Source organism: Endozoicomonas sp. 4G (assembly GCF_023822025.1).
In the GTDB taxonomy this organism is placed as follows: domain Bacteria; phylum Pseudomonadota; class Gammaproteobacteria; order Pseudomonadales; family Endozoicomonadaceae; genus Endozoicomonas_A.
The window spans coordinates 2,545,201-2,569,829 of sequence record NZ_CP082909.1; the positions used below are offsets into that span (position 1 = coordinate 2,545,201).

25 protein-coding genes and 3 tRNA genes are annotated in these 24,629 nt (G+C 48.1%); 11 read left to right on the forward strand and 17 right to left on the reverse strand.

Going from position 1 to position 24,629, the window contains the following annotated elements; genetic code table 11:
- The first annotated feature begins 14 nt into the window (after positions 1-14).
- From K7B67_RS09895 to K7B67_RS09925, 7 genes are read left to right on the forward strand one after another with little or no spacing between them, the layout of a single operon-like run.
- Positions 15-1,169 (forward strand): TraB/VirB10 family protein, encoded by a 1,155-nt coding sequence (locus K7B67_RS09895; protein ID WP_252180172.1) that lies wholly within the window; start codon positions 15-17, stop codon positions 1,167-1,169.
- An 18-nt stretch (positions 1,170-1,187) separates the two neighbouring features.
- Positions 1,188-1,583, forward strand: coding sequence for a TraV family lipoprotein (locus tag K7B67_RS09900; protein WP_252180173.1), 396 nt, complete (start codon positions 1,188-1,190; stop codon positions 1,581-1,583).
- 14 nt (positions 1,584-1,597) lie between these two features.
- A complete protein-coding gene (gene traA, locus K7B67_RS09905) occupies positions 1,598-1,936 on the forward strand; it encodes a TraA family conjugative transfer protein (RefSeq protein WP_252180174.1) in 339 nt (112 codons plus the stop codon).
- Between the two features lie 2 nt (positions 1,937-1,938).
- Positions 1,939-3,135, forward strand: coding sequence for a TraI domain-containing protein (locus K7B67_RS09910; RefSeq protein ID WP_252180175.1), 1,197 nt, complete (start codon positions 1,939-1,941; stop codon positions 3,133-3,135).
- Positions 3,125-5,218 carry a conjugative transfer system coupling protein TraD gene (gene traD, locus K7B67_RS09915; protein ID WP_252180176.1) on the forward strand — a complete coding sequence of 698 codons (2,094 nt, stop codon included), beginning with the start codon at positions 3,125-3,127 and terminating at the stop codon, positions 5,216-5,218. Before K7B67_RS09910 ends, traD begins: the two co-directional genes overlap by 11 nt.
- The gene (gene traF / locus K7B67_RS09920) at positions 5,185-6,066 is read left to right on the forward strand and encodes a conjugal transfer protein TraF (RefSeq protein ID WP_252180177.1); all 882 of its coding nucleotides are present in this window, start codon (positions 5,185-5,187) and stop codon (positions 6,064-6,066) included. The genes traD and traF overlap by 34 nt, the downstream gene beginning before the upstream one ends.
- A gap of 12 nt (positions 6,067-6,078) precedes the next feature.
- A complete protein-coding gene (locus K7B67_RS09925; RefSeq protein ID WP_252180178.1) occupies positions 6,079-6,363 on the forward strand; it encodes a hypothetical protein in 285 nt (94 codons plus the stop codon).
- Positions 6,364-6,375: 12 nt separating this feature from the next.
- Here the strand turns inward: K7B67_RS09925 and K7B67_RS09930 are convergent, their stop codons facing one another.
- The 9 genes from K7B67_RS09930 to K7B67_RS09970 form a co-directional block, all read right to left on the reverse strand.
- The gene (locus tag K7B67_RS09930) at positions 6,376-7,416 is read right to left on the reverse strand and encodes a tyrosine-type recombinase/integrase (protein ID WP_252180179.1); all 1,041 of its coding nucleotides are present in this window, start codon (positions 7,414-7,416) and stop codon (positions 6,376-6,378) included.
- Between the two features lie 254 nt (positions 7,417-7,670).
- Positions 7,671-7,758: transfer RNA gene (locus K7B67_RS09935), tRNA-Leu, on the reverse strand.
- A 64-nt stretch (positions 7,759-7,822) separates the two neighbouring features.
- Positions 7,823-7,896, reverse strand: a tRNA-Cys gene (locus tag K7B67_RS09940).
- A 7-nt stretch (positions 7,897-7,903) separates the two neighbouring features.
- Positions 7,904-7,979, reverse strand: a tRNA-Gly gene (locus tag K7B67_RS09945).
- Positions 7,980-8,082: 103 nt separating this feature from the next.
- Complete coding sequence (gene pgsA / locus K7B67_RS09950) at positions 8,083-8,649, reverse strand: CDP-diacylglycerol--glycerol-3-phosphate 3-phosphatidyltransferase (protein ID WP_252180180.1); 567 nt, start codon at positions 8,647-8,649, stop codon at positions 8,083-8,085.
- Positions 8,650-8,813: 164 nt separating this feature from the next.
- Positions 8,814-10,655, reverse strand: a complete 1,842-nt coding sequence (gene uvrC, locus K7B67_RS09955; RefSeq protein ID WP_252180181.1) for an excinuclease ABC subunit UvrC — start codon at positions 10,653-10,655, stop codon at positions 8,814-8,816.
- Positions 10,656-10,755: 100 nt separating this feature from the next.
- Positions 10,756-11,415, reverse strand: a complete 660-nt coding sequence (gene uvrY, locus K7B67_RS09960) for a UvrY/SirA/GacA family response regulator transcription factor (protein WP_252180182.1) — start codon at positions 11,413-11,415, stop codon at positions 10,756-10,758.
- Between the two features lie 184 nt (positions 11,416-11,599).
- The gene (locus K7B67_RS09965) at positions 11,600-12,529 is read right to left on the reverse strand and encodes an FAD-binding protein (protein WP_252180183.1); all 930 of its coding nucleotides are present in this window, start codon (positions 12,527-12,529) and stop codon (positions 11,600-11,602) included.
- Positions 12,529-13,278, reverse strand: coding sequence for an electron transfer flavoprotein subunit beta/FixA family protein (locus tag K7B67_RS09970; RefSeq protein WP_252180184.1), 750 nt, complete (start codon positions 13,276-13,278; stop codon positions 12,529-12,531). Before K7B67_RS09970 ends, K7B67_RS09965 begins: the two co-directional genes overlap by 1 nt.
- 545 nt (positions 13,279-13,823) lie before the next feature.
- Here K7B67_RS09970 and K7B67_RS09975 point away from each other — a divergent pair.
- On the forward strand, positions 13,824-15,467 hold the full coding sequence (locus K7B67_RS09975; RefSeq protein ID WP_252180185.1) for an electron transfer flavoprotein-ubiquinone oxidoreductase: 1,644 nt from the start codon (positions 13,824-13,826) through the stop codon (positions 15,465-15,467).
- 48 nt (positions 15,468-15,515) lie between these two features.
- Here K7B67_RS09975 and K7B67_RS09980 read toward each other — a convergent pair whose 3' ends face one another.
- Both K7B67_RS09980 and K7B67_RS09985 read right to left on the reverse strand, forming a co-directional pair.
- Positions 15,516-16,148, reverse strand: a complete 633-nt coding sequence (locus K7B67_RS09980) for a hypothetical protein (protein WP_252180186.1) — start codon at positions 16,146-16,148, stop codon at positions 15,516-15,518.
- Positions 16,149-16,580: 432 nt separating this feature from the next.
- Positions 16,581-17,147 carry a DUF1285 domain-containing protein gene (locus K7B67_RS09985; RefSeq protein ID WP_252180187.1) on the reverse strand — a complete coding sequence of 189 codons (567 nt, stop codon included), beginning with the start codon at positions 17,145-17,147 and terminating at the stop codon, positions 16,581-16,583.
- A 253-nt stretch (positions 17,148-17,400) separates the two neighbouring features.
- Here K7B67_RS09985 and K7B67_RS09990 point away from each other — a divergent pair, with 253 nt between their 5' ends.
- On the forward strand, positions 17,401-18,300 hold the full coding sequence (locus K7B67_RS09990; RefSeq protein ID WP_252180188.1) for a YiiX/YebB-like N1pC/P60 family cysteine hydrolase: 900 nt from the start codon (positions 17,401-17,403) through the stop codon (positions 18,298-18,300).
- 487 nt (positions 18,301-18,787) lie between these two features.
- Here K7B67_RS09990 and K7B67_RS09995 read toward each other — a convergent pair whose 3' ends face one another.
- Positions 18,788-19,621 (reverse strand): site-specific integrase, encoded by an 834-nt coding sequence (locus tag K7B67_RS09995; RefSeq protein WP_252180189.1) that lies wholly within the window; start codon positions 19,619-19,621, stop codon positions 18,788-18,790.
- 65 nt (positions 19,622-19,686) lie between these two features.
- On the opposite strand from K7B67_RS09995, the gene K7B67_RS10000 reads away from it, so the two are divergent.
- Both K7B67_RS10000 and K7B67_RS10005 read left to right on the forward strand, forming a co-directional pair.
- Positions 19,687-20,343: a hypothetical protein gene (locus K7B67_RS10000; RefSeq protein WP_252177782.1), complete on the forward strand. Its 657-nt coding sequence runs from the start codon at positions 19,687-19,689 to the stop codon at positions 20,341-20,343.
- On the forward strand, positions 20,229-21,035 hold the full coding sequence (locus K7B67_RS10005; RefSeq protein ID WP_252177781.1) for a transposase: 807 nt from the start codon (positions 20,229-20,231) through the stop codon (positions 21,033-21,035). The genes K7B67_RS10000 and K7B67_RS10005 overlap by 115 nt, the downstream gene beginning before the upstream one ends.
- A 109-nt stretch (positions 21,036-21,144) precedes the next feature.
- Here K7B67_RS10005 and K7B67_RS10010 read toward each other — a convergent pair whose 3' ends face one another.
- The 5 genes from K7B67_RS10010 to K7B67_RS10030 all read right to left on the reverse strand — a co-directional run bounded on the left by K7B67_RS10010 (position 21,145) and on the right by K7B67_RS10030 (position 24,494).
- Positions 21,145-21,702 carry a DUF3596 domain-containing protein gene (locus tag K7B67_RS10010; RefSeq protein ID WP_252180190.1) on the reverse strand — a complete coding sequence of 186 codons (558 nt, stop codon included), beginning with the start codon at positions 21,700-21,702 and terminating at the stop codon, positions 21,145-21,147.
- The gene (locus K7B67_RS10015) at positions 21,672-21,872 is read right to left on the reverse strand and encodes a hypothetical protein (RefSeq protein WP_252180191.1); all 201 of its coding nucleotides are present in this window, start codon (positions 21,870-21,872) and stop codon (positions 21,672-21,674) included. The genes K7B67_RS10010 and K7B67_RS10015 overlap by 31 nt, the downstream gene beginning before the upstream one ends.
- Positions 21,873-22,055: 183 nt before the next feature.
- Entirely contained in the window at positions 22,056-23,117 is a 1,062-nt protein-coding gene (locus tag K7B67_RS10020) for a RecT family recombinase (protein WP_252180192.1), read from the reverse strand.
- Between the two features lie 7 nt (positions 23,118-23,124).
- On the reverse strand, positions 23,125-23,508 hold the full coding sequence (locus tag K7B67_RS10025; protein ID WP_252180193.1) for a hypothetical protein: 384 nt from the start codon (positions 23,506-23,508) through the stop codon (positions 23,125-23,127).
- The gene (locus K7B67_RS10030) at positions 23,505-24,494 is read right to left on the reverse strand and encodes a PD-(D/E)XK nuclease-like domain-containing protein (RefSeq protein WP_252180194.1); all 990 of its coding nucleotides are present in this window, start codon (positions 24,492-24,494) and stop codon (positions 23,505-23,507) included. Before K7B67_RS10030 ends, K7B67_RS10025 begins: the two co-directional genes overlap by 4 nt.
- Positions 24,495-24,629: the final 135 nt, after the last annotated feature.

The following is a 24,629-nucleotide window of genomic DNA, read 5'->3' on the forward strand; positions in this document are numbered from 1 at the left end:
CCCTCAACCATTATTTGACGCCAAGAATAAAGCGTTATGGCATTGTGCTGGGTAGTGCGGTGATTTTGATTGCCCTGATTTTTATGACCAGTAAACGGCAGGATTCAAGTATTACCCAAACCCCGGAGCAAACCACCTCGTCCGTGGACTTTACCGGCGTACCACCCAAAGAGTTAACCCTGAACCGTATCAGTGGCGACCTGGAACGCATCCACCAGCAACAAAAAGCTTTGCATGAAGCCCACCAGCAAGAAATGGAAAGGTTGCGGCAGGAAATTAGCCAGCTGAATCAACCTGTTCAACCCACATTCTCTGTTCCTGAGCCTTCGGCGCCAGAGCCTGTTCCGGATGTTTTGCAGTGGAACCAGTTCAGTCAATCACCAGTAACCGATTACAACGAACCTGATTACCATAACGCGACTTACCATGACGCAACGCCACAACCACCCAGACCTATCCGGGTATTGGGAGCTACGAACCCTCGGGCAACCACTCTGAATTCAAAACCAGAAGATAAACCAAAGCTTTTACGCTTACCGGCAGGAAGTCTGCTCTCTGGGCAGTTAATCACCGGGCTGGATGTTCCGACAGGGCAAGGAGCAAGACGTGAACCTTATCCTGTCCTTATCCGCATTAAAGCTTCTGCCATTTTGCCCAATCGCTACCGCACTAATGTCAGAGAGTGCTTTGTTCTGGCATCGGGCTATGGCGACCTGAGTTCCGAGCGGGCTTATCTTCGCAGTGAAACCCTGTCGTGCATTTTCAAACACAACAGCAAGGAACAAGTCATTGAACGACCTTTGGAGGGTTATATCGCCGGGGAAGATGGCAAAGCCGGATTACGTGGCAGGCTGGTCAGTAAACAGGGGCAGGTTATGGCCAAGGCCGCTATGGCAGGGTTTCTCAGCGGTGTCAGTGAAGCCTTTGATATCAAACCCGTCCCGGTCCTGTCTGTGGTTCCCAATAAGAACGGCGAGATTCAGTCTCCGTTCCAATCCGGCTTAAAAGGCAGTGAAGCCCTGCAAAGCTCGCTGATTAAGGGCAGTAATAAAGCATTGGAAAAGCTGGCGGATTTTTACCTGCAGCTGGCTGACCAGATGGTGCCGGTCATTGAGATCAGCGCCGAACGCAAGGTGGACCTGATTCTCACCCGTGGTCTGAAAAACTAATCTTTCGAGACTTTACCTATGTGTAAACACGATACCAGAGCATTGCTTCTGATGGTTTCGCTGGTACCTGCTATCCAGGGCTGCTCACTCTTGGGTGTTGGCGAGGCTGAGTATGCCTGCCCGGAACCCGGCAAAGGTGTTTGTAAATCAGCAAGACAGGTTTATCAGGATACTGATTCACCGCCTGCTGAAAATCTGACTCCACCACCTCCCAAAAACCATTCAGTACCCAACCTTCGTCTTGTAATCCCCGAAGCGGTACCCAATCGCACACCGGCTCAAATCCTGAGAATCTGGATTGCGCCCTGGGTTGATAAACAGGGCAACTGGCACAGTGGCGGAGTGGTGATGACGGATATCGCTCCAAGACACTGGCAGTCTGCCATTCCTGTCTATTCACCTTCCGATGATTAATGGAGTCACTGACCATGCTTGAACTTCCCGCTGATAGACGACCATTTATTGTGAGACACCAGCAGCTGATTCTGACGATGGCACCCCTGATTATTCTTTCTTTACTGCCACAAGAGTTACAGGCAGCAAATCCTGTCAATGTCACAGGTTCCACTGACTTTGCGGAAATTTATGGCCGTTTAGTGGGCTGGATCAAGGGAGACCTGGGGCGAACGCTGTCTATCTCTTTTGTCCTGATCGGACTGGCCTACGGCATGGCTCGCAACTCGCTGATCGGTTTTGCTACCGGAGTCGGTGCCGCCGTGGGGTTGCAGGTGACGCCCACCATTATTAATTCCATTTTCGGGTTGTAACCATGACCGCTTCAAAGGTTTTGACCATTATCAATGGCTGGTTGCATCCGCATCATGCTGATGAAACAGTTCCATTACCCAATAACCCTCCAGAACCACGTCAACCTATACAACCCGCTTCAGGCTGCGCAGGCTATCAGGTAGGCACCGGGACAATACTCCACCAGCAACAAAAGCTTGTGGAACAGCTTAATGAGCAGCTGAATTTACCAGCAGAACTACAGCAGTTGTTTGACCAGACACTGGATCATCTCATCCACTGGCTCCATCTACTGCCTGCCCACCCGCAGCATCATTGTGAACCAGCAGGGGCGATCCGCCATGCGCTGGAAACTGCTTTCTGGTCTGTTACAGCTATGCAACAAATTCACCGGGATCACGACTTATATCCGGATCAACGTAGAGCAAGAGAACCGCTATGGCGGCTAATGGCAGGCGTCGCCGGACTTTTATATGACAGCGGGCGAATGACCTCCTGTCTTGTTGTTCAACAATCATCCGCAGAACAATCAACAGAACCATGGCCCGCTTTCCAACAACCTCTTGGAAGCTGGTTGCAGCAACATCGCATTACCCAATACTCGCCCCACTGGAAACAGTGTGATACCGATCCCGTGAAACCATTAACGCAAGAATTTACGGCCATCAATCTGTTCCTTTTGCCGCAGCTGACTCCCAGAGCATTCTGCAACATCCTGCAACCCGACGGCGATAATGGCATGCTCTGGCAGACTTTTGTCAGTGCCCTCACCGGACAAAAAAACGGTTATGGCGTATCACAAATCATCCACGCCGTTGAGCTGGCCCGTTTGAAAAGCATCAAATTACATTTCGAACACGGGGAGGCTCTTAACCAGATCACGAGACCGGTGAAAGTTAAGGGTCAGCCAGAAGCAGAAAAGGATGATGAACGAAGCTGGCTTGAGCAGATTATAAGAAAACTCCACGCAAAGGATATCAAATGGGCGAAGGAAAGCCTGCTACTGCCCTGGCCTGATGCGGTCAAATCAGAGAAAACGCCGGAGCCGGATATTCTCCTCAGACAATGGAACCAAAGAGGCTGGCTCAGACCTGTAGGAAACCAGATTGTTTTTCGACGTAATGGCCATCTGGTCATAGCTCTGCAACCCGACATTTCCCGACAGTGCAAACAATGGTTGTCAACAGAATCCATGACAGGAAAGCAGCATGATCAGTGATCGCCCTTATCTGCAAAACTGGCGGCCCGTTTATGAGTTGAGTTCTGCAGTCGTCTGGTTTTTCGCCATGATTACCGCCTATACCTTGTCGTTTTTCAGCTCACTGCCGCAAATTGGTTTTGTCCTGACCGCTTCTTTCTGTGCAACCATGATGGTGATCCGGCTGTCACAAGCTCTGCCAAGATGGCAGCAACACCAACGGTTGAAAGGGAAAAAGCTGGCTCTGTTAGAACTGACCTCGAAACAATGCCAGTTACTGCAAACAAAAAACCGGGAACAGGGTGTCTGGTTAGGTTGGGGCTTTGAATGGCAACGGCTCCATGGGCAAAGGGCCTGGGACTTATTACGAAATGATAACCTGCCAGCCAAGTCAGAAAACACCATGGGCGCAGGCTGGATTCACGGCATGGAAGAGCATGAAGAGCGGTTATATCAGCCTCTTGAACAGATTCAGATGCATACCATGGTGATCGGTGTCCCGGGCAGCGGTAAAACCAGACTCTTTGATTTGTTGGTGACTCAGGCTGTTTTGCGCAATGAACCCGTTATTATCGTCGATCCCAAAGGCGATCATGATCTTGCCAGCCACACTCTCAGAAGTTGTGGGCTATCGGGCAACCAATACCGGTTTATGAAGTTTCATCCGGGCTTTCCTGCTAATTCTATTCGTATCAATCTGCTGCAAAATTTTAACCGTTCCAGTGAGCTGGCCAGCCGGATTTCCGGATTAATGCCCTCCGGTGGTGACAATGCACCGTTTCAGGCCTTTGCCCAAAAAGCCGTTGATGCAGTAGTTCAGGGCTATCTGCTCTGTGGTCAGCGCCCTACCCTTGTCATGATTCGTCAAGGGCTTGAAGGTGGAGTGACCGGACTGCTGATTAAAGCGCTTACTATTGTCTGTACCCGTCACCAGGCTCAGGCAGCAGATATCATTCGGACGAAGGAAGTAAAGGCCAAGACTAACCCCGAAGCTGAAGCACGACGCTGGATAGATTTCTATCGAAATAAGGTCGTGCCTGAATCGCCCTGCACCGATGTGGAAGGGCTGATCTCACTGTTTGAACATGACCGCTCGCATTACGGAAAAATGATTGCAACCCTGTTGCCTGCCCTTGGGATGCTCACAGGTGGTCCACTGGCGCGACTGTTATCGCCTGACCCGACCGACATAGACGACCTGCGACCCTGTACCCATACCGCAAACCTGATCGAGCAAAACAAAGTGATGTATTTTGGGCTCGATTCCCTGTCTGATCCTATGGTGGGTAAAGCCATTGGACAATTACTCTTGGCGGATCTGGCAGCCGTGGCCGGGGATCGCTATAACTACTCCGACAACAGTGATAAACCGATCAACCTGTTTGTCGATGAAGCCGCCGAAGTGCTTTGCCCTCAACTTCTATCCCTGCTTAACAAAGGCCGGGGGGCAAAATTCCGGTTATACGTCGCCACCCAGACGCTGGCTGATTTTGAAGCTCAGTTAGGCTCGAAAGCAGCTGCCCAACAATTTATCGACAACTGCAATCACCTGATCTGCCTGAGAACACAGAACCCCGACACTCAGAAATTTATTACCGATAAGCAACAATATGCTCAAAGGCTGGGGCAGGAGAATGCTCTATGGATCATGGGAACCGGCAACCAATTATATGCAGCAACCATTGTAAAATCGGGCATTCATAGCTTTCTTATGGAACATACAACTACGGATCGAAACTCGGGTGAAGGGTTGGCAAAGGCCATGGAACTTTTTCAGGGTGTGGTTAAGAACTTCCTTAGTCTGATACGACAACTGTTCTACCGGATTTCCGTGTTACTGGCGTGCCTGCCCTTCTGGGGTGTGATGTTTATTGCCGCTATTATCGACGGTCTTTTGATCCGAAAAATCCGTTATCACGATTTTCACTACACCAGCCCTTTGCAAAACCTCTGGAGCCGACGGGCATCAAAATGGATTCCGGGATTGTTCCTGTACCTGATCATCATTCCCCTGCCACTCCCGGTCTTACTGATTCCGGGAGTAGCCTGGCTGACCGCGCTGTGTCTGGGATGGTGGACGGCCAACTGGCAGAAGAAAGTCTGATGCTGTTCTTTCTTCTATATATGGGGTTGTTTTCAACCGCTGCTTCAGCTGACCAGCCGTGGTTTGATCGCCATTCCGAAGGTTGGTTCTGGTATGAACGCATTGCTGAGCCAGACGCTGACGAGAACACAGTCAATGATCAAAACGAAAGACACCAACCGCTGACAACCGCCTGGATCAGAAATAACATCGGTCACTACCTGGACAAGGCCATCGACTTGCCCAGCAAAGAAAACGTCAGCAACTACCTCTATCTCGACAGGCTGATAAAAGAAAAGGCAGAACGCTTTGCCCGTGTCGGAAAACAGGTGATTGAAAGTGACCCGTTGCTGGATGAAAACGTCCGTCGACCTATACCCCCAGCGGCCGCCAAAATAAGTGACGACATGGTGCAACACGCCAGAGAACAGGTTTTACGGAAAATAGCGAAAATTGCCGGGCTCGTTTTTTACTATCAGGGAAGATGCAGGCTTTGTCAGTTGCAGGCTCAGACGTTGATGGCATTAAACCAGCAATACAGCTTCAAACTGATTTCCTTTTCTACTGATGGCGAGTTTATTCCTGATTTGCCTGACAGTCGTATCGACAGACAGCCCAATCCAACACTCAACATACAAACCTACCCTGCCCTGTTCTTGATGAAGCCACCTGACGAAATTATTCCGCTTCGCCAGGGTGTCAGTTCTTACATTGATTTGCATAACCGTATTGTTGACGCAGCCCACGAAGCTCAGTGGATCAGCAAGCAGGACTACAAAAGCACCTTAATTGTTCGGGATAACTGGAATGACGTCAGCGCAAACGCCATTCCGCTCACACTCCGCAAGCACAAAAACATCACTCAGTAGGTGAAATTGATTATGAACACTGAAAACCAGCTCTGGTCCATTAAGCGGATTGCTGACTTCCTTGATCTCTCAGTGAACTACACACGAAATGTCATCGTGAAGCAGGCAAACTTTCCCGAACCAAGATTTTCAATCGTCGAGGTCAATGGGAAAAAACAAAAAAGCAAACCGCGCTGGCTCAATACAGAAATCAGTGAATGGGTGAGTCAGAAGTATTGTTTCCAATCTGAAATGGAAGAAAGACAGCCTGCAAAACCTGGCCGCAAAAGAAAGACTTCCGATGAATTTCAACTCTGAACCAGTTGATTTTCAAGCTAATTTACAGGAGAAATCCTTTGCCGTTTTTCTGAAATATTTCAGCGTCCTGTTCATATCGGTGTGCCCTGCCTGCTTGGCCAACTCAAACGGTGTCAGTTTTTCAGATAACCGGGTGAGTGCCTCATGCCTGGAATCACGAAATTCAAGGTCGTCGATCAGAGTTTTTCTGACAGCGATGCTAAATATAGAGCTTACGTTCAGCTTTGAGCTGGCAAACCAATAGTCATCCTCTGTCTTCCCCAACCTTATTAAACGGATTGCTTCGCTGGACAATGCCAGTGTCTTTTTCTTCTTCTCTTTGGTTCTTTCTGCCGACAGGTTGATCACCCGGTTATCAAAGTCGATTTCACTGGCTACCAGATATTTTACTTCCTGTTGCCTCATCGCCGTTTCGATGCACAGCTTCCACAGCAGTGCCACGGTTTGAGCCGGTGTTTCGGGCGCCTTTTGATCTTCCCAATGATCCAGCGCAAAAAACATCTGCTCAATTTCTTCTTCTGAAACTCTGCGATCCCTTGATGCTGAACGATCGTCGGCAAATTTGACACTGGCAAAGGGTGACTTTTCGATATACCCCCACTCCCGAGCCATGCTAAACACATTACACAGGAAGTTCTTCTCCCTGGCCACTGAGCTTTCTTTGACTGTACTGAGCCGGGTCATTTTCCACTCTGCAATGTGAAAACTCTTGATGGACGAAATGGGTTTATCCATCAAATCAGGCAGAGGGGAATGGTTCTGGTTGGTCGCCATCTGCTGAAACCGCTGATTCTCCCGTAATGCGGTTTCCCTGCCTTTCTTCCTCGGACTGACTTCATCCACGTATCGAACAAACGTCTCTCTCAGCGTTTTTCGATGCAACCGATGACGCGCAACCTCTTCTGCATTTTTCCCATATTCATCGATTTTTCGCTCAAGACTGGCAGCCCACTGGGCTGCTTCTTTTTTTGTGTCGAATGTACGAGCCTGGTCAATGCCCTTTTTCCTGACCCGGGCCAACCAGCCCGCTTTTCTTTTTTCAAGCCTGGCCATTACAACCTCCGCATTGTTCTGATGAGTGGTTCTGAGGAGTACAAAAACTGCGTGAATTCTGTGCCAATCCCAGTGCCAAAAATGAGTGGCACAAATGGCACAAGCGAAGTTTAGCAAGTTACCAAATGATCAATAAAAGAAATGGTTATATAGGGAGGATTAGGCGCAAGGCCTTGGCGCAGTAGCCGTAGAGTAAAAAAACGTGGAAAACAGATACAAAAAAAGCCTGCCATTTCTGGAAGACTTTTGGGAGGTGGTGCCCGGAGCCGGAATCGAACCGGCACGATCTTAATGATCGGCAGATTTTAAGTCTGCTGTGTCTACCAATTTCACCACCCGGGCGACAGGAACAGCTTATCTATTTAAGCCGAAAAAAAACAGGCTTGTTAACCTGCTTTTTCGAATTTGGAGGCGAGTACCGGAGTCGAACCGGTCTAAATGGAGTTGCAGTCCACTGCATAACCGCTTTGCTAACTCGCCTTTTAACTGGAGCGGGAAACGAGACTCGAACTCGCGACCCCAACCTTGGCAAGGTTGTGCTCTACCAACTGAGCTATTCCCGCATTCATCTCCGCTGGTAGCTGAAACACTTGGGCTTCGTGTCCGTCGAAGATGATGCGTAGTTTAAGAATATTTCGGCTGCTGTCAACAGGTTGGAGCAACGAATTAGTTTTCAGCCTTAGAGAATGGCGTCAGATCAGGCCATGCCGCACGAAGGTACACATACATTGACCAGAGTGTCAGGATGGCAGAAACGTAAAGCAGTGCCAGCCCGAGATACCCAACCATCGACTCCAGGGGAACAGGAGCAAACAGTAACAGGGTAATCGCCATCATTTGTCCGGCTGTTTTTAACTTACCGATCATATTCACCGCCACACTGGTACGCTTGCCTATCTCGGACATCCATTCACGCAAAGCAGAAATAACAATTTCCCGGCCAATAATGATCGTAGCGGGTATGGTCATCCAGGCCGCCCTGAATTCATCAACCAATAAACACAATGCGGTTGCCACCATGATCTTGTCCGCTACCGGATCAAAAAAAGCACCAAAGGGGGTAGTCTGATTCCAGCGTCTGGCCAGATAACCGTCAAACCAGTCCGTTATCGAAGCGACTGCAAAGATGGCGGCACAAAGGATGTAACGCATCTCAATGGGCAAATAAAAAATCAAGACCAGAAAAGGAACCAGAACAATGCGTAGCATCGTCAGAGCATTTGGAATATTCATAGCAAAGATAACTAACCGCGATGTAAAAACAGTATCGAGATCTTCGACCAGAGCAATCATTCAACCCTGTGGCTCTGGTATAGAAGGAGGCTCAACAGACTATCGTTAAAAATATTGACTGTCGCATAAGTTACACAGTCAGGAGACAGAGTACAAACCCGAATCTACGATCCATGCAAATGAGCATGGATCTGTTCCGCCAGGTGCTGACTTATCCCCTCGACTTTTGCCAGCTCATCTACAGGTGCATTGATTACGCCGTGACGACCTCCAAAGAACTTGAGCAATGCAGAGCGACGTTTAGCACCAACTCCCGGAATATCTTCCAGAGTTGAGCGTTTTCTGGCGATACTGCGCTTTTGTCGATGGCCGGTAATGGCAAATCGGTGCGCCTCGTCCCGTATATGTTGAATCAGCAACAGAGCCCCATCCTTTTCCAGTGTGGACAGTTCCCTGCCTTTATAGATCAGTGTTTCAAGACCCGGTTTTCTGGAAACCCCTTTGGCAACACCCAACAAGGGAATATGCTGGAGCGACAACTCGTACATGATCTCCTCCGCCATACTCAACTGTCCCTTGCCACCATCAATCAAGATCAGACCAGGCGTGCTTTCAGGATGCTCGGCCAGGCTTTTGTAACGCTTATGCAGGGCTTTCTTCATGGCTGCATAATCATCACCGGGATTGATACCTGCTATGTTGAAACGTCGATACTGGCTTTTATCTGGCCCTTCCTGGTTAAACACGACGCAGGAGGCAACGGTTGCCTCTCCCATGGTATGACTGATATCAAAACATTCAAACCGGGTTAACGGTTCTTTCAGTTTCAGCAGTTTGCCCAGCTGCTCTGTACGTTTACGTTGATGGGTTTTACCGGCCAGCTCAGCCCGAAGACTGAGCTGCGCATTTTTCTCTGCCAGCTTCAACCAGTCCTGCCGCTCGCCCCTGACCCGATGCTTGATGCTGACCTGTTTACCCGACAACTGACTGATTCCCTGTTCAAGCACCTGGCCATCATCGAAATCGATGGGCAGAATAATTTCAGAGGGGAAATTACGACTGTGGGCAAGCTTGATATAAAACTGGGCCAGAAATTCAGAAAGATGCTCTTCTGGCTGATGATCCAGCCTGAAATTCGGAAAGTAGCTTTTATGCCCCAAGAGCTGACCATTGCGAACAAACAGCACCGCAAAACAGACCTTGCCCATTTGGTTGCTGTAACCAACGATATCAGCATCACCCGTACCACGATTGACTGACTGTTGCTCCTGAACCTGCCTGAGCTGATTGATCTGATCCCGAATTTCAGCAGCCTCTTCAAACCTCAATGCCTCGGACTCTTTCTCCATTCTTTTGATCAGATTACGGATGAGTTGCTGGCTCTTTCCTTCCAGAAATTGTCGTGTATCCCGCACATCCTGTTGATACTCTTCCGGGCTGACCAGGTTTACACAGGGAGCCTTACAGCGATGAATTTGATGCTGGAGACAGGGGCGGCTTCTATTGCGGAAATAGCTGTTTTCGCACTGTCTGACCTTGAACACTTTTTGCAGCAGGTTCAGGCTTTCCCGCACGGCGCCTCCGCTGGGATAAGGTCCGAAAAATACGCCTTTCTTGCTTTTACTTCGACCTCGCTGATAGTCGATGCGGGGAAACTCATCTTCTGTTGAAAGGTAAATAAAGGGGTAGGATTTATCGTCCCTGAGGAGAATGTTATAAGGAGGCTTGCGGTCTTTGATGAGATTTTGTTCCAGCAACAAGGCCTCCAACTCCGAGCGGGTGATGGTAACCTCTATGCTGTGAATCTTACTGACCAGCGCCATGGTTTTGGTGGTCAAACCCGTAGGACGAAAATAACTGGACAGACGATTTTTCAGGTTTTTCGCCTTTCCGATATAAAGGGTATTCCCCAAATTGTCCCGCATATCATAGACGCCCGGTTGCCTGGGAGCCTGCTTTAGAAAAGCCTTGTGATCGAAGCGCTCTTTTTCTTCACCCTGAGTCATTGAATACAAACAGTGTCAGTTGCTTTACGACAGTATACTGACAAACAAGCACTCATACCTACTGATAACTGCACCGCAAAGTAGCTCATGAGAAAGTATCCTATGAGATTGAAGCGACATCCTGCCCTACTTCAATCAGGCCATACCGGATCGCCAGATGAGTCAATTCCACATCACTGTTTATTTGTAGCTTTTCGAAAATACGGTAACGGTAACTGTTTACCGTTTTGGCACTCAAACACAATTTGTCTGAGATGATTTGCACCTTTTCACAACTGACAATCATCAGGCATATCTGCATTTCCCGACTGGACAGTTTTTCAAAGGGTGAAGCGGATGACGGGTGCAAGGACTTCAACGCCATTTGCTGAGCAATATCAGGACTGATATAACGCTTGCCAAGAACCACTGCTTTGATGGTACTGACCATTTCTTCAATACTGATACCTTTGGTCACGTATCCAGCCGCACCGGCCTCCATCAGTTTGGCGGGGTAAAGTTCATCGTTGCAGACGGTTACAGCAATCACCTGAATTTCAGGAAATGACCGACCGATCCTGCGGGTGGCTTCCAGACCACCAATACCGGGCATACGGACATCCATCAGTACCACCTGTGGCCTCAGGCTACGGCATTTTTCAATCGCCTCTTCCCCACTGCTGGCCTCTCCGACGACGGTTAATTCCTGTACATCTGAAAGCATACGGGACAGCCCCGTTCTCACCAGATCATGATCGTCAGCAATCAGTACGCGAATCATGACACACTCCAACCTGCATTTTTATAGTTGTTATTTTCCTAATCCACCTCACACATCCCTGATGGTAAATCACTCTATTTTATCACTTTCAGAAAAAAGCCTGAGCACACGTTAACAGTGTGCAACAGACTTATTCTGCTACAAGAATGGCAGCAATACCACACCTTGAAATCAGAGCTTGAAATCAGAGCTTGCCTTCCAGTTCCGGTACGGCTTCAAAGAGGTCTGCTACCAGACCATAGTCGGCTACCTGGAAGATCGGCGCTTCTTCGTCCTTATTGATGGCAACAATCACTTTAGAATCTTTCATGCCTGCCAGATGCTGAATCGCACCGGAAATACCGATAGCAACGTACAGGTTAGGAGCAACAATCTTACCGGTCTGACCGACCTGCATATCGTTGGGTACAAAGCCTGCATCAACAGCAGCGCGAGAAGCCCCTACCGCAGCACCGAGCTTGTCAGCCAGTTTGTAGAGAATCTCGAAGTTTTCTCCATTCCCCATACCACGTCCACCTGACACTACGATTTCTGCGCCGCCCAGCTCAGGACGATCAGATTTCGCCATTTCCTCGCTAACGAAGGAAGAGATGCCAGCATCGTGGGCACTGTCCAGTTGTTCAACAGCAGCGTTACCACCATTAGCCGCTACCGGATCAAAGCCAGTACTACGAACAGTGATCACTTTCACAGCCGCTGTTGACTGAACGGTGGCAATGGCATTGCCGGCATAGATCGGACGAGCAAAAGTATCCGCACTGTCTATACGAACAATGTCAGATATCTGATCAACATCCAGCAGAGCAGCAACGCGAGGCATATAGTTTTTGCCGCTGGTGCAGGCAGCACTCAGGATGTGGCTGTACCCTTTGCCCAGTTCAGCCACCAGCAGACTGACATTTTCTGCCAGCTGATGTTCGTAGGCAGCATTATCAGCTACCCGAACCTTGCTGACACCTTCAACCTGTGCTGCTGCTTCGGCAACAGAACCACAGCCAGAGCCGGCCACTAATACATGAACATCATCGCCTATTTGACGGGCAGCCGCTACAGTATTCAGGGTGGCTGCGCCCAAGGCTGCATTATCATGTTCTGCAACTACGAGAATCGCCATTAGATTACCTTCACTTCTGTTTTCAGTTTTTCGATCAGTTCGTCAACGCTGCCCACACGAATGCCGGCACTGCGCTCGGCAGGTGGCTCAACTTTCAGGGTGTTCAGGGAGGAAATCACTTCAACGCCCAGTTCTTCAGGCGTTTTGACGTCCAGGGGTTTGCGCTTGGCTTTCATGATGTTAGGCAAAGAAGCGTAGCGAGGCTCATTCAAACGCAGGTCGGTGGTCACAACGGCTGGCAGTGACAGGGAGACGGTTTGCAGACCTCCGTCAACTTCACGGGTAACAATGGCCTTACCTTCTTCTACGGTCAGTTCAGAGGCAAAAGTACCCTGCGGCATACCTGCAAGTGCCGCCAGCATCTGACCGGTCTGGTTATTATCACTGTCAATGGCCTGCTTACCCAGGATCACCAGGTCAGGTTTTTCTTCATCAACAATGGCTTTCAGCAGTTTGGCAACAGACAGGGAACCGGGCTTTTCATCGGTTTGCACCAGAACACCACGGTCAGCACCCAGGGCCAGGGCGGTGCGTATCTGCTCCTGACTCTCTTTGGTACCAAGGGAAACAACAACAATTTCACTGGCAACACCTTTTTCTTTCAGTCTTACTGCTTCTTCAACAGCAATTTCACAGAAAGGGTTGATGGCCATTTTAACGTTCGTCAGATCGACATCACTATGATCCGCCTTGACACGAACCTTGACGTTATAGTCAATGACTCTCTTAACGGCTACAAGTATTTTCATGGGTTCGCAGCCTTCCTTATTTATACTATGACTGGATACTTGGTTGTGAGGCAGGCATGAAATCTCCGAAAACATCGCGCGGAGCATCAATTGTTATCATTGTTTCACAGCGCTGCTGAGGGAGGAGTCTAACAGCAGGTCAATAAGGGTTCAAACCTATGTTTAAGATTGATGAGGATCAACCAGGCGCAACGAACTATGTATCTGACCCGTGCCTTCTACCATCACAACCCGCTATTATGATGCCTTGCGCTATTTGCGCCAGAGAGACTCATCGCCAGTAATGATCAGAAAGCACTCGATACCCCCCGGCGGCGGGATCTTATGGTGTTAAACACCGGTAAATACTGGTTATTTACGTATGAGCCAGTATAATGCAGAAAAAATTCAAACAATCGTTTGATTTTCATACCAGAGAATTCTTCTGACTATGACGGCCCGCTAAAATAGCAAGCTGGTTAACAAAAAGAACATTGTATGAAAAGTATGAAAATCACCATGTGATAACCCGGTACGGGAGGATATTTATCTTGGAACGCGAGTCTATGCCATTTGACGTGGTCATTGTAGGCGCCGGGCCATCCGGCTTATCGGCCGCCTGTCGTCTTATGCAACTGTCACAGGAAGCAGGTCAGGAACTCTCTGTCTGCGTCGTTGAGAAAGGATCTGAGGTAGGCGCGCACATCCTGTCCGGCGCCGTCTTCGAACCCTCCGCCCTGAACGAACTGTTCCCCGACTGGAAAGAAAAAGGTGCACCGCTGCATACCCCTGTCGTATCTGACGATATCTACTGGCTGAGTTCTCAGGAAAAGGCCATAAAAGTACCGGATGCCTTTGTCCCCAAAACCATGCACAACGAAGGTAATTACATCATCAGCCTGGGCAACCTCTGCCGCTGGCTGGCTGAACAGGCAGAAAGCCTGGGTGTCGAAGTGTTCCCGGGGTTTGCTGCCAACGAAATCCTGTTCAACGAAGACGACAGTGTTAAAGGAGTTGCCACAGGCGACATGGGCATTTCCGCCAGTGGCGAGAAAAAAGACAGTTACATGCCCGGTATGGAGCTGCACGCCAAATACACTCTTTTCTCAGAAGGTTGCCGCGGCCAACTGGGCAAAGAACTTATCAACCGTTTTAACCTGGACGAAGGTAAAGACCCTCAGCATTATGGCATTGGCATCAAGGAACTCTGGGATGTTGCGCCAGAGAACCACTCTGAAGGCCTGGTCGTGCACACGGCGGGCTGGCCTCTCACTGAAAGTGGCTCAACCGGCGGCGGCTTCCTTTACCATATTGAAAACAACCAGGTGGTACTGGGCCTGATTACCGACTTGAGCTACTCCAACCCTCACCTCAGTCCGTTTGAAGAGTTCCAGCGTTACAAACAGAGCCCAACCATCAGGAAATTCCTTGAAGGTGGCAAACGGGTTTCTTACGGTGCCCGCGCTCTGACCAAAGGCGGCCCTCAGTCCCTGCCAAAAATGACGTTTGCCGGTGGCCTTCTGATTGGCTGTGACGCAGGCACCATGAACGGAGCCAAAATCAAAGGCTCTCATACGGCCATGAAGTCCGGGACACTGGCTGCCGAAGCTGTTTTCAAAGCCATCAGCAGTGGTTCTGAAGGTGGTGAAGACCTTACCTCTTACGCTCAGGCCTTTGCCGATTCCTGGTTGGGCAAGGAGTTGCAGGCTCAAAGAAACTTTGGACCCGCCATGCATAAGTGGGGCAACTTTATCGGTGCCGGCTTTGCCTTTGTTGACCAGAATATTTTTGGTGGCAAGCTACCGTTTACCCTGCACGACAAAACACCAGACTATGCAACGCTTCAGCCAGCGGCTGATAGCAAGAAAATCGCTTATCCAAAACCGGATGGTGTCGTAAGCTTTGATCGTCTTAGCTCAGTGTTCCTGTCTAACACCAACCATGAAGAAGATCAGCCCTGCCACCTGAAACTGGCGGATGTTTCGATTCCTCTGAAAGACAACCTGCCAAAATACGATGAGCCGGCTCAGCGTTACTGTCCGGCGGGTGTTTATGAAATTGTCAAAGATGAAGCTTCTGGCGAGCAACGCTTCCAGATCAACAGTCAGAACTGTGTTCACTGTAAAACCTGCGACATCAAGGATCCCGCCCAGAACATTACCTGGGTTGCTCCAGAGGGTACGGGTGGTCCCAACTACCCGAATATGTGAGTGCTGCTGCCAGCGTGTAAGTGCCTGCTTTAAAAGCGCTTACACGCCTCACTGAGTTAACATTTTTTCAATAATACAGGTTTTACTTTTTGTCAGTATGAATAAATATTTACCCGCATAAGGGATCACATCATTTCCACAGGCTATATAGCCAGCAGTGCCAGGATCAAAAAATCCTATTTGTATGTTTGAACCACGTTTTATACACAAATCTATGACTACAATATTGTCTTCAGTAATCGGTCTGGAGTTTCCAGGATAGAGAAATCCATGTTGAGTATCAGCAGTAAAAGAGTTTTTAACTGCGGCAATAGCTGGATATACATTGACTCCTTGTTTAGTGGGATCTCCCGGATTATTAGAATCGTTTCGGACAATAAATAGAGGGGCATCACTTTTTAAATTATCCTGACCTTTTGTGCAAGGATAATTACCGCCACCAAAAGCCCATCCATTTCTATTACTCAGTGAGAAGCTATAATTACAACCGCCGTGATAGTACTTTTCATTTAAGGAGCTATTTAATATTAGATTTATAGGCGTCGGAAACTTATCGACTCGTACTATATAGTAAGAGGTTTTTGGATTTAAACCAAAATAAATATTTCTATCATGCCCACCGTATATCAATGAATATTCATCAGATACTTTTATAGTGTATTCATCCGGATTATCGAACACAAAGGAGTCTGCGTACAAAGAAAACGAAGAAAGTAACAGCAGACAATTTAGAAAGTAGACAATTAATTTCATAAAACCACCCTGATTACTACTCACCGCATAAAAAACCATGCAAAACTGATAACAGCCAAACTGCCCTACAGCAATATGGCATGGAACCGTTTAAATTAAACACTGATAAAAACTTGATCTAACCCCTCCCTTTTTCTGAGAATGAATGAGCCTTAAGGTATCGCCCACAAACCAAATACTCAGACAGGTGTTTCGTTGCTACTCCCGTAGCAAGCCATTGGTGACGAATACTGATCTGAACAGGAAACATAGCAAGTATTATCCGAATAATGTCATTGCACTGAATGAGCTGCATAACAAACATTCAACGTCGTACGACAAGATTATAGTTTCACAATGCATCCTATGCGAACACTAAGGTCAGGTACTCACGCTACCAATAGAGAAAGTTTGACCGTGACTCTTGATGAATAGCTCAATGCCCTGCTCCGTGGCCTTGTCTTCTGCCATCTCAATGAGTTGATAGAAAACATTCCGATGAATCAGGGCATCCAACTGTGCCCTGACTCTAATGTAGGGTGAGGGCTCTCCCGTCGAAGGATCAACGTTGACCCACAAAGGATGCTCCTGATCCAGAATCACTTCATCGCCCATGTTGGTAGTAAACGTCAGACCTCCGCCTTTCCTTTCAACGGATACGGCTACAAAGGGAGCATCTTCCACCTGAATCCGGACTTTTTCTACCGGGGTCACCAGGTAAAAGCAACCATCATCGTCATGCCTGAGAATCGTAGAAAACAGTTTAACCATGGACTCTCGAGCGATGGGGGACCCCATGTAGAGCCAACCACCGTTCCGACAGATTTTCATGTCTATATCCCCGCAGAAACCGGGATTCCATAAATGCACAGGAGGCAAACCCCGCTGTTTTTGAAGAGGCTTCAGGCTCTCAGCCAGCTTACCGGGAGATATAGGTTGATCGCTCATAACTCGGCCCCTCTACCTGTTGTCATTGTTTTGGCGACACACCAGCACTTAGATGAAATATAAACGCAACAAAGTCATTATATCGTCTGAATAAGGAGGCCGTCTGATTTATCTTTAGCGGACAGTGGATGAATAGCAGAAACGACCCATCATCCAATCAAAGATATGGCCGATGCTACTCTTTATTGTGAAGCACTCAAGCTATGGAAAAGCGCTCAAGACTGTTTGAGATCAGGACCAACAGGGAAAAATCATGCAGCTCTTCAAATCACTCGCTGGCTTACTCACTCAATGGCTCATGCAACAGCCTGAAGACGACAAGCGTCCTCTTTGTGATTTCGAAAGAATCAGGCACGAGCTCAAACCCTGCGATGTAGTGCTCGTTGAAGGTAAGTCCCGAGTCAGCAATGTCATCAAACAGATTACTCAGAGCCCATGGTCCCATGCCATGCTGTATGTTGGCCGCCTGCATGATATAGAAGATAATCGTATTCGACAGACCATTAAAGAATCTTACAATGGCTCTCCGGATGATCAACTCATCATTGAGAGTGAACTTGGTTTTGGTACAGTTGTACATCCTCTAAGCCGGTATGAAAATGATCACCTGAGAATTTGTCGACCCAATGGATTAAACTACTCCGATAGCCAGCAGGTCATTCACTACGCTGCGAGCCGTCTGGGCCTCGACTACAACGTGCGCCATGTACTGGACCTGGCTCGCTTTTTCTTTCCCTATTCCATTATGCCCAGGCGCTGGCGTTCCAGTTTATTTCAACATTCGCCCGGAGATGAAACCAAAACCGTTTGCTCCAGTATGATTGCCGAGGCATTCGGTTTTATTCACTTCCCCATTCTGCCTCTGGTGAAGATGAACGGAGAAAAAGGCGTCCAACTGTTCCAGCGTAACCCCAAACTGTGCACACCGAGTGATTTTGACTATTCCCCCTACTTCCAGATTATTAAGTACCCCTTCCTGGATTACACCCATCACTCAGATTATAAATTGCTGCCCTGGCATGGCCACGGTGCCCTCGAAGGTAAAGAAGGCGACCTTTACGTCACCCCTGACAAGATGAAAGAGCTACAACAGATGGGGCTCAGTAGTGGTTCAGGCTCAGAAAATCTCGATAACAGAAACACCTTAAACTGACACGTGACGACTGCAGTCACAGACAGAAAATCCATCGAACTTAATAAATTAGCTAGTTATTTCGAATTGATCTTATGACTCAGTGGACGCATTTAGATTCTGCACCATAATTACACGTACTGATTCGGTCGACTTCCCCCTACGTCCAATCAGTCTCGGTCAGTAAAATGACCTTGGTACTTGCATTGTGTACCTATGTTTCACTCCTAATGGTCTTAGCCCGTGTACTCTTCCCCCAGAGGCACGGGTTTCTTTTTGCCTGAAATTCGAGGGAAACCCCAGTAATAGCAAGGGTTTGCGGCATACTGGGGATTTTCGTGGTATTTTCCAGTTAGTGTATAACGGTGTTTATCATTGCCTCAAAGTAAGAACAAAGTAAGAACAAAGTAAGAACAAACTAAGACCCTAAATAATCAGTCAGCCCAAGGCTTACAGGGCTGTTGCGCAAAGAGGTGATTCAACAATGATTCACCTTGAATCAGGTGAATCACCTCATTGCAGACTCAACGTTGTCAGGATCTGAATAGCTTTCCCAGTCGTTTCTGAACTGATAGCCGTTGTTGGTTCCAGTGTCAGGGATAAACTCCCGATACGTCTTGCGAACCATTGTTGTGTCGACGTGGCCAAGCTGCCTGGCGACAAAAGATTCGTCTTCACCGTGTTTTAGCATCATGCTGGCATACGTGTGTCGCATCATGTACGGTCGTCTATACCTCACACCGGCCTGAAGACAACATTCCTTAAAGCGGTTAGCCAGCTGATTAGTGTTAGTCCATGGCTTATCCCAGTAAGGGTTATGGAAAACAAATGATCTCCTGGTCATTGTCCACTGTTTCTGAGCCTTTAGAGCCTCAATAGCTTTGGGTAACAGGATCAGATCCCGTTCTCCCAGCTCACCTGTCTTTACCTCTTTCAATTCTTCTGTCGTATCTACCTCGTAATCTATGATCTTGTATCCTCGCCTGTATATTTTTGCACGACTGATAAATGCGGTTCCTTTTACAAAATCTATATCTTCCCAATGCAACGCAAACAGTTCCTCAGGGCGGAGTCCTGACCAGAACCCAAACTGAATGAAATTGGCCTCTTGTTCACGTTTGCATTGCGATACCAGGGTCTCGATCTCTTCCTTGCTAAATACATCCAATCTCTTTTGTTTACGCTTTTTTGCTTTTTTCCGTTTTACTGCCTTGGTTTCTTCTGGCCATTCAAATTCAGTAAACGGGTTATTATTAAAAAGCCCTTTAGATCTTGCAGCAATTCCCGCTGTTTTTTTAAGCCTTTGAGCCGCATAGCCTCCAGCGCACTCAAAAAAAAACACTTCGCAGACTTTTTAGCTCTATATTGAAGGCATGAAAACACTGTCGTACTTTTGTGATCACAGCCATGCCCAAAGTCAGCAAACACCTTAACGCAGCAAACCTAATCGATCAGGTTTGCAAGTGCCTTGATGAGATTCCAGATCACCGGCCTAACCATTGCCCTAATGGGATTCCCTTTCCCAACTTTGCAAAATCCGCTTTTGCCATGATGCATCAGAAGTACGATTCCCTTCTGACCTTTGACTCTGACCGTGCCGACCCGGTTATTCTTCATAACCTGGCGACTATGTATCACGTCCAAGATCAGAAAGTACCCTGTGATACACGCATGAGAGAAGTGCTTGATCCCATTGAGCCTGCACAGTTTCGCAAGCCCTTCAAGAAGTTATTCTCCCTGATTCAGCGTAACAAGCTTCTTAAAGCCTTCGAGTACCAGTGTGGTGACTTGAAAGACTGGTACCTGATGCCGGTTGATGGCACCGGCCTCTTCTACTCAGGTAAATGCCGATGCCAAGAGTGTTGTGTAAAAAACAAGGGAAACCCAATGAAGCTTACTACCACAACTTATTGGGCGGCTGTATTGTTCACCCGGATCAAAAAGTCGTCATGCCCTTTGCCCCAGAGGCGATTGTTCAACAGGACGGCGACAACAAGAATGACTGCGAACAGAATGCCATCAAGCGCTACCTGGCGCACGTCAAGAGAGAGCACCCTCATTTAAAACTGGTCATACTCCTGGATGGGCTTTTTGCTGACAATCCTACTATTGAGTTGATCAAGAGCTATGGCTGGCACTTCATCATTGTGGCTAAAGATGGCAACCACAAATCCCTTATCGAGGCGATGGATGCGCTGTGTGACCAGGAACAGCTCAGTTATCATAAAATCATTGATGAAGAGCAAGGAACCAGGCACTGGTTTCGTTTCGCTAATGATGTACCGCTGAATGCCTCCAAGTTGACCCAAAATGTCAATGTCCTTGATTACGTGGAGACAGACAGTGAAGGCAAACGCCACACCTGGTGCTGGGTCACAGATATTGAGTTAACCAAAGATACCGTTGAAGCTGTCATGAGAGGAGGTCGTTGCCGCTGGCACATCGAGAACCAAACGTTTAACACCCTGAAAAACCAAGGCTACAGCCTTGAACACAACTATGGTCACGGGAAGCAGCACCTGGCAACCAACCTGGCTTACCTGACGTTCCTGGCCTTCATGGTTGATCAAATCCAGGAAATGGCCAGCCCGGAATTCAAAAAGGCGCTGAAGGAGCGAGCGAGGGGCGTCCGAACGTACCTATGGAAGGTGATTACACGGGTATTCCTGTCCTGGATGCTCGAAGGTTGGGATGAATTGTTCGATGCGCTCATATATGGCATAAAGCCTGGTAGGGTTCAAATTAACACTTCATAGAAAAGTAATGTAGCCAAGGTTTTCAGGGGACAATAGTACTTGTTAATGTACCTGGGGTGCAGGGTTTTTGCTGGCCGCTAACTCCTGAGCACGAATTTGAATAAAATACTTACATTGTCGTATTAAGTGCGGGAATCGCTGTAGATCTTGCCCATTTATAGGCTGACCTTAAGGGTGCAATGTAACTTTTAAGTGTTACTGTCGTTCGATTCTTCTTTCCGGATTCGATAGCCCAGTCAACAATGTGAGCTGCGGTAAGATGGTCTGCGGGGATGTGTCCAAATTTTGGTTGCAGAAACGTCCGCGTTCGGTATGTGTAGTTGTCCAGAGTGATAGACTCTCTGTAATCTTTCGCATAGTCCTTCAGGTAATCCTCAAGCAACTGGTGAACTGTGTAGCCTGCCTGAGCCTTCAGTTCTGTTTTTGCAAGTTTATGATCTGGAAAATGTTTTCTCCATTCAAACACTCCCAGATCAATTTCTTTTTTTACTGTGGTGAGCAGACCATATGCATATTTTAAGTTTTTATCATTAATTTCAATTCCTTTTAATGTAACCTTTTTCTGATTTTGTGAACCCTTTGGCCATACGAACTGAATCATAATGCAGTTCCCTCTAGCTATGACACCAGGATAACTCACCTTTTGTAACTGCTCTTTTCTACCCATTCAGACATCCTTTCAACGTTTACCCATAGGGCACCATCTTCAGCAAGTTTTGCATGATAGCCATCGATGATTTGACCCTTTGATCGTTTTTTCTTCAAAGTATTTTCAGTCTCACCCGTTAACTCGCAATACTTTTTCAGTCGAACCCAGTGGTTGCAAGCCATATTCATGATACCCACCCATGCTGATTATGTGATCGTTTTTTCTTCAAAGTATTTTCAGTCTCACCCGTTAACTCGCAATACTTTTTCAGTCGAACCCAGTGGTTGCAAGCCATATTCATGATACCCACCCATGCTGATCATTCAATCAGAAAATAAACGTACACATCCAAGCCAAGACACCATTAATCATCACTGCTGCCCTTTCAACTCCACCTGCCGCTGCTTATACGCCTCCCTGACCTGATCGGCCAGATCGGGATGCAGCACGCCCTCCAGATCCTGTCCGCATTGTTTCAGCTGGTCTGGCGTGTTGCAGCTTTTGATTCTGTCCAGGGCCATGGCCAGGGCTTCACGGTCCTGGTCGGTGGGTTCCGGCACTGGCACTGCTTTTTGATCCCTCAGGATGTTTCGCACACGCGACAGGCGGTCGTCGCCCTTATCAACAGTATCGTGTGTGTCTTCTTTGGGGGTGATCTCTTGAGGTGCTCTATGTACCGGCGAGTTACTGACTGTGGGGGTGGGCACTGGGTCTCCGTCCGCTGGGTCGATGACTACCCCTGCGGACGGTGAGTCACTGTCCGTGCGGGCGGCTGGTTTTTGACCTTCCGAAATCCTAGCGTTGATGCGGTCCTTGGGGGTTATGTCTTTTTCGATGGGCTCCCGGTTCTGAAGTTCATCCGGGGTGTAGATTCCCAGGATGATGTCCGGGCAGTGCAGTCGTGCCCAGCGTTTGACGGTGACGTAGGCCAGTTGTTGCTTGGGGTCAGTAGCCCACTGGGTAGACTGGCGTGGGTAGGCTTGGACCATTTCGACACGGGTGGTGCGGGGTTCGGCCTCGCCCTTCATGGTGGCGCTGACTTCACACCATAGGCCTATCTCGTTATCCTGGTTCCAGTTGGGTACCGGGTAGTCGCCGTGCTGCCCACTGACGATCCGGAAACGACCCAGGATACTGTCCCAGCCTGCTGAAAATTTGAATTCTAACCGACCCTGGATGGGGGCGTGACGGGTGATGACCGCGTTTACTAACTGTGCCTCATAGCCCAGCTTGCCCTTGATGACGAACGATTTCTGGGCCACTTGAAACGGGTTCATTTGCCAGGCCATGGCTTGCAGTGCAACGGCCAAACAATCACCAGGATTGTCCTGCAATTCTTTGGGAATGGTGCAACGGCCACTGGCCATCAGGTTGGCAAACCGCTCAAGCCGATCCAGCTGGTCCAGGTCACCTAGAACGTTCTGTTGTTTCAAGGCCAAATCATTCATCCTGGTTCTCCTCTGCACGAACTTCATCTAGCAAGTTTTTGGTGACATCAATAACTTTATTTAAAGCTCCCTGTTTTTCTGCATCGGTGTAGGTGGGTTCTGGCAGGGGTTCCAAAGGTTCATCACTTGGAAATTCACTGGCGCATACAAGATCATGGTCGCCTGCATTGGCGGTTTTGATTTTTGGTTGCTGTTTCTGTTGTGTAACAAGTTTCAACAACCGTGTATCGATGCTGTCCAGTTTGTCGGCGATGTAGAGCAAAGCAAAGATGGTAGCTGTAGTATTACGATCAAGGTCAGGGTCTTCAACGGCTATATTTACAGAATATTCGTCTAGTAATTTTTCTAAAACGTCGTCAGCACATACATCGCTCATGACTGCAACCTCATCTGGTTAAGATGCCACTTTGGCAATTTGAGATAGCTGACCGGGTCGGCGTAGCCTGGCCAGTGGTTACTAAATCGACACTCTTCCATCCGGTACAGGATTTCAAAATAGCGTTCCCTGGCTATTTTGATGTCTGAATCGGGGATCATATATACCTGGGTCAGGTGGGGTGGCTCGCTCTCAACAGCAATAAACAGGAAGTCGTCACAGTCGATGCCTGCTGACTTCAAGGTTTCCATATAATGAACTTGCTGAATGTCATACCCTAATTTGGCAACGTCTTTTGCAAAATAGTCTGGCGATGAGCAAGCGCAGGTTTTCAGGTCAATACAAATTCCAGGTCTAAGCCAATCGGGGCGGCATTTGATCAATACAGTGTCACGTTCCTCCTCGTTATTAATCCGGATTGATACCACACCCCATACGGAAACTTCTGATTTTCCTTCTGACAGCAAATTCACCGCGTCTGGATTGGACCCAACCCCCTCAACCATGGCTTGGGCTTTTTCCCACAATATTTTGCTAACAATGGTTTTTTTACTGGTCCTCTGGGCCTTCATTAAGTCGTCCCAGATTTGCGCTTTCGGGTTGTGTTCTTTTACCCGTTTTGACAGTTCACCTTTCAAGCCGGTGACTTTCAAACTGTTTTCCTTGCAGTAACGTTTCAGGTCCTCAACGGTGATCAGGGCATCGGGATAATCCTCCGGATCCAGTTCCTGTTCATAGCGTCGTGCAAATTCGTGCGGCTCCAGAACCAGGCAATGCACCAGGGTGCCCAGCAGCATACTGTCACTTTTGGGGGTTTCCAGTTGCCGGGTGACGTATTTCAGTTCGTAGTGTTTGGGGGATTGTTTGTGAAAAGTCTTAACTTCAGTCGAAGACAAGCCGGGGGCTAAACGGTATTTGTGTTCCGGGTGGTTGTGGATGAGGGTGCCGGGTTTGTAATCGTCGGGGTTGATTTCTGAATGAGTCATGTTCGTTTCTCGTAAATGAAACGATAACAATTAATAGTTTTTATTTTTTATAAATTCAAGATAAAAAAAATTATATGATTTAATTGTCTTTTAATTATTTTTTTTAATACCTAATACTGTTAAAAATACATATAC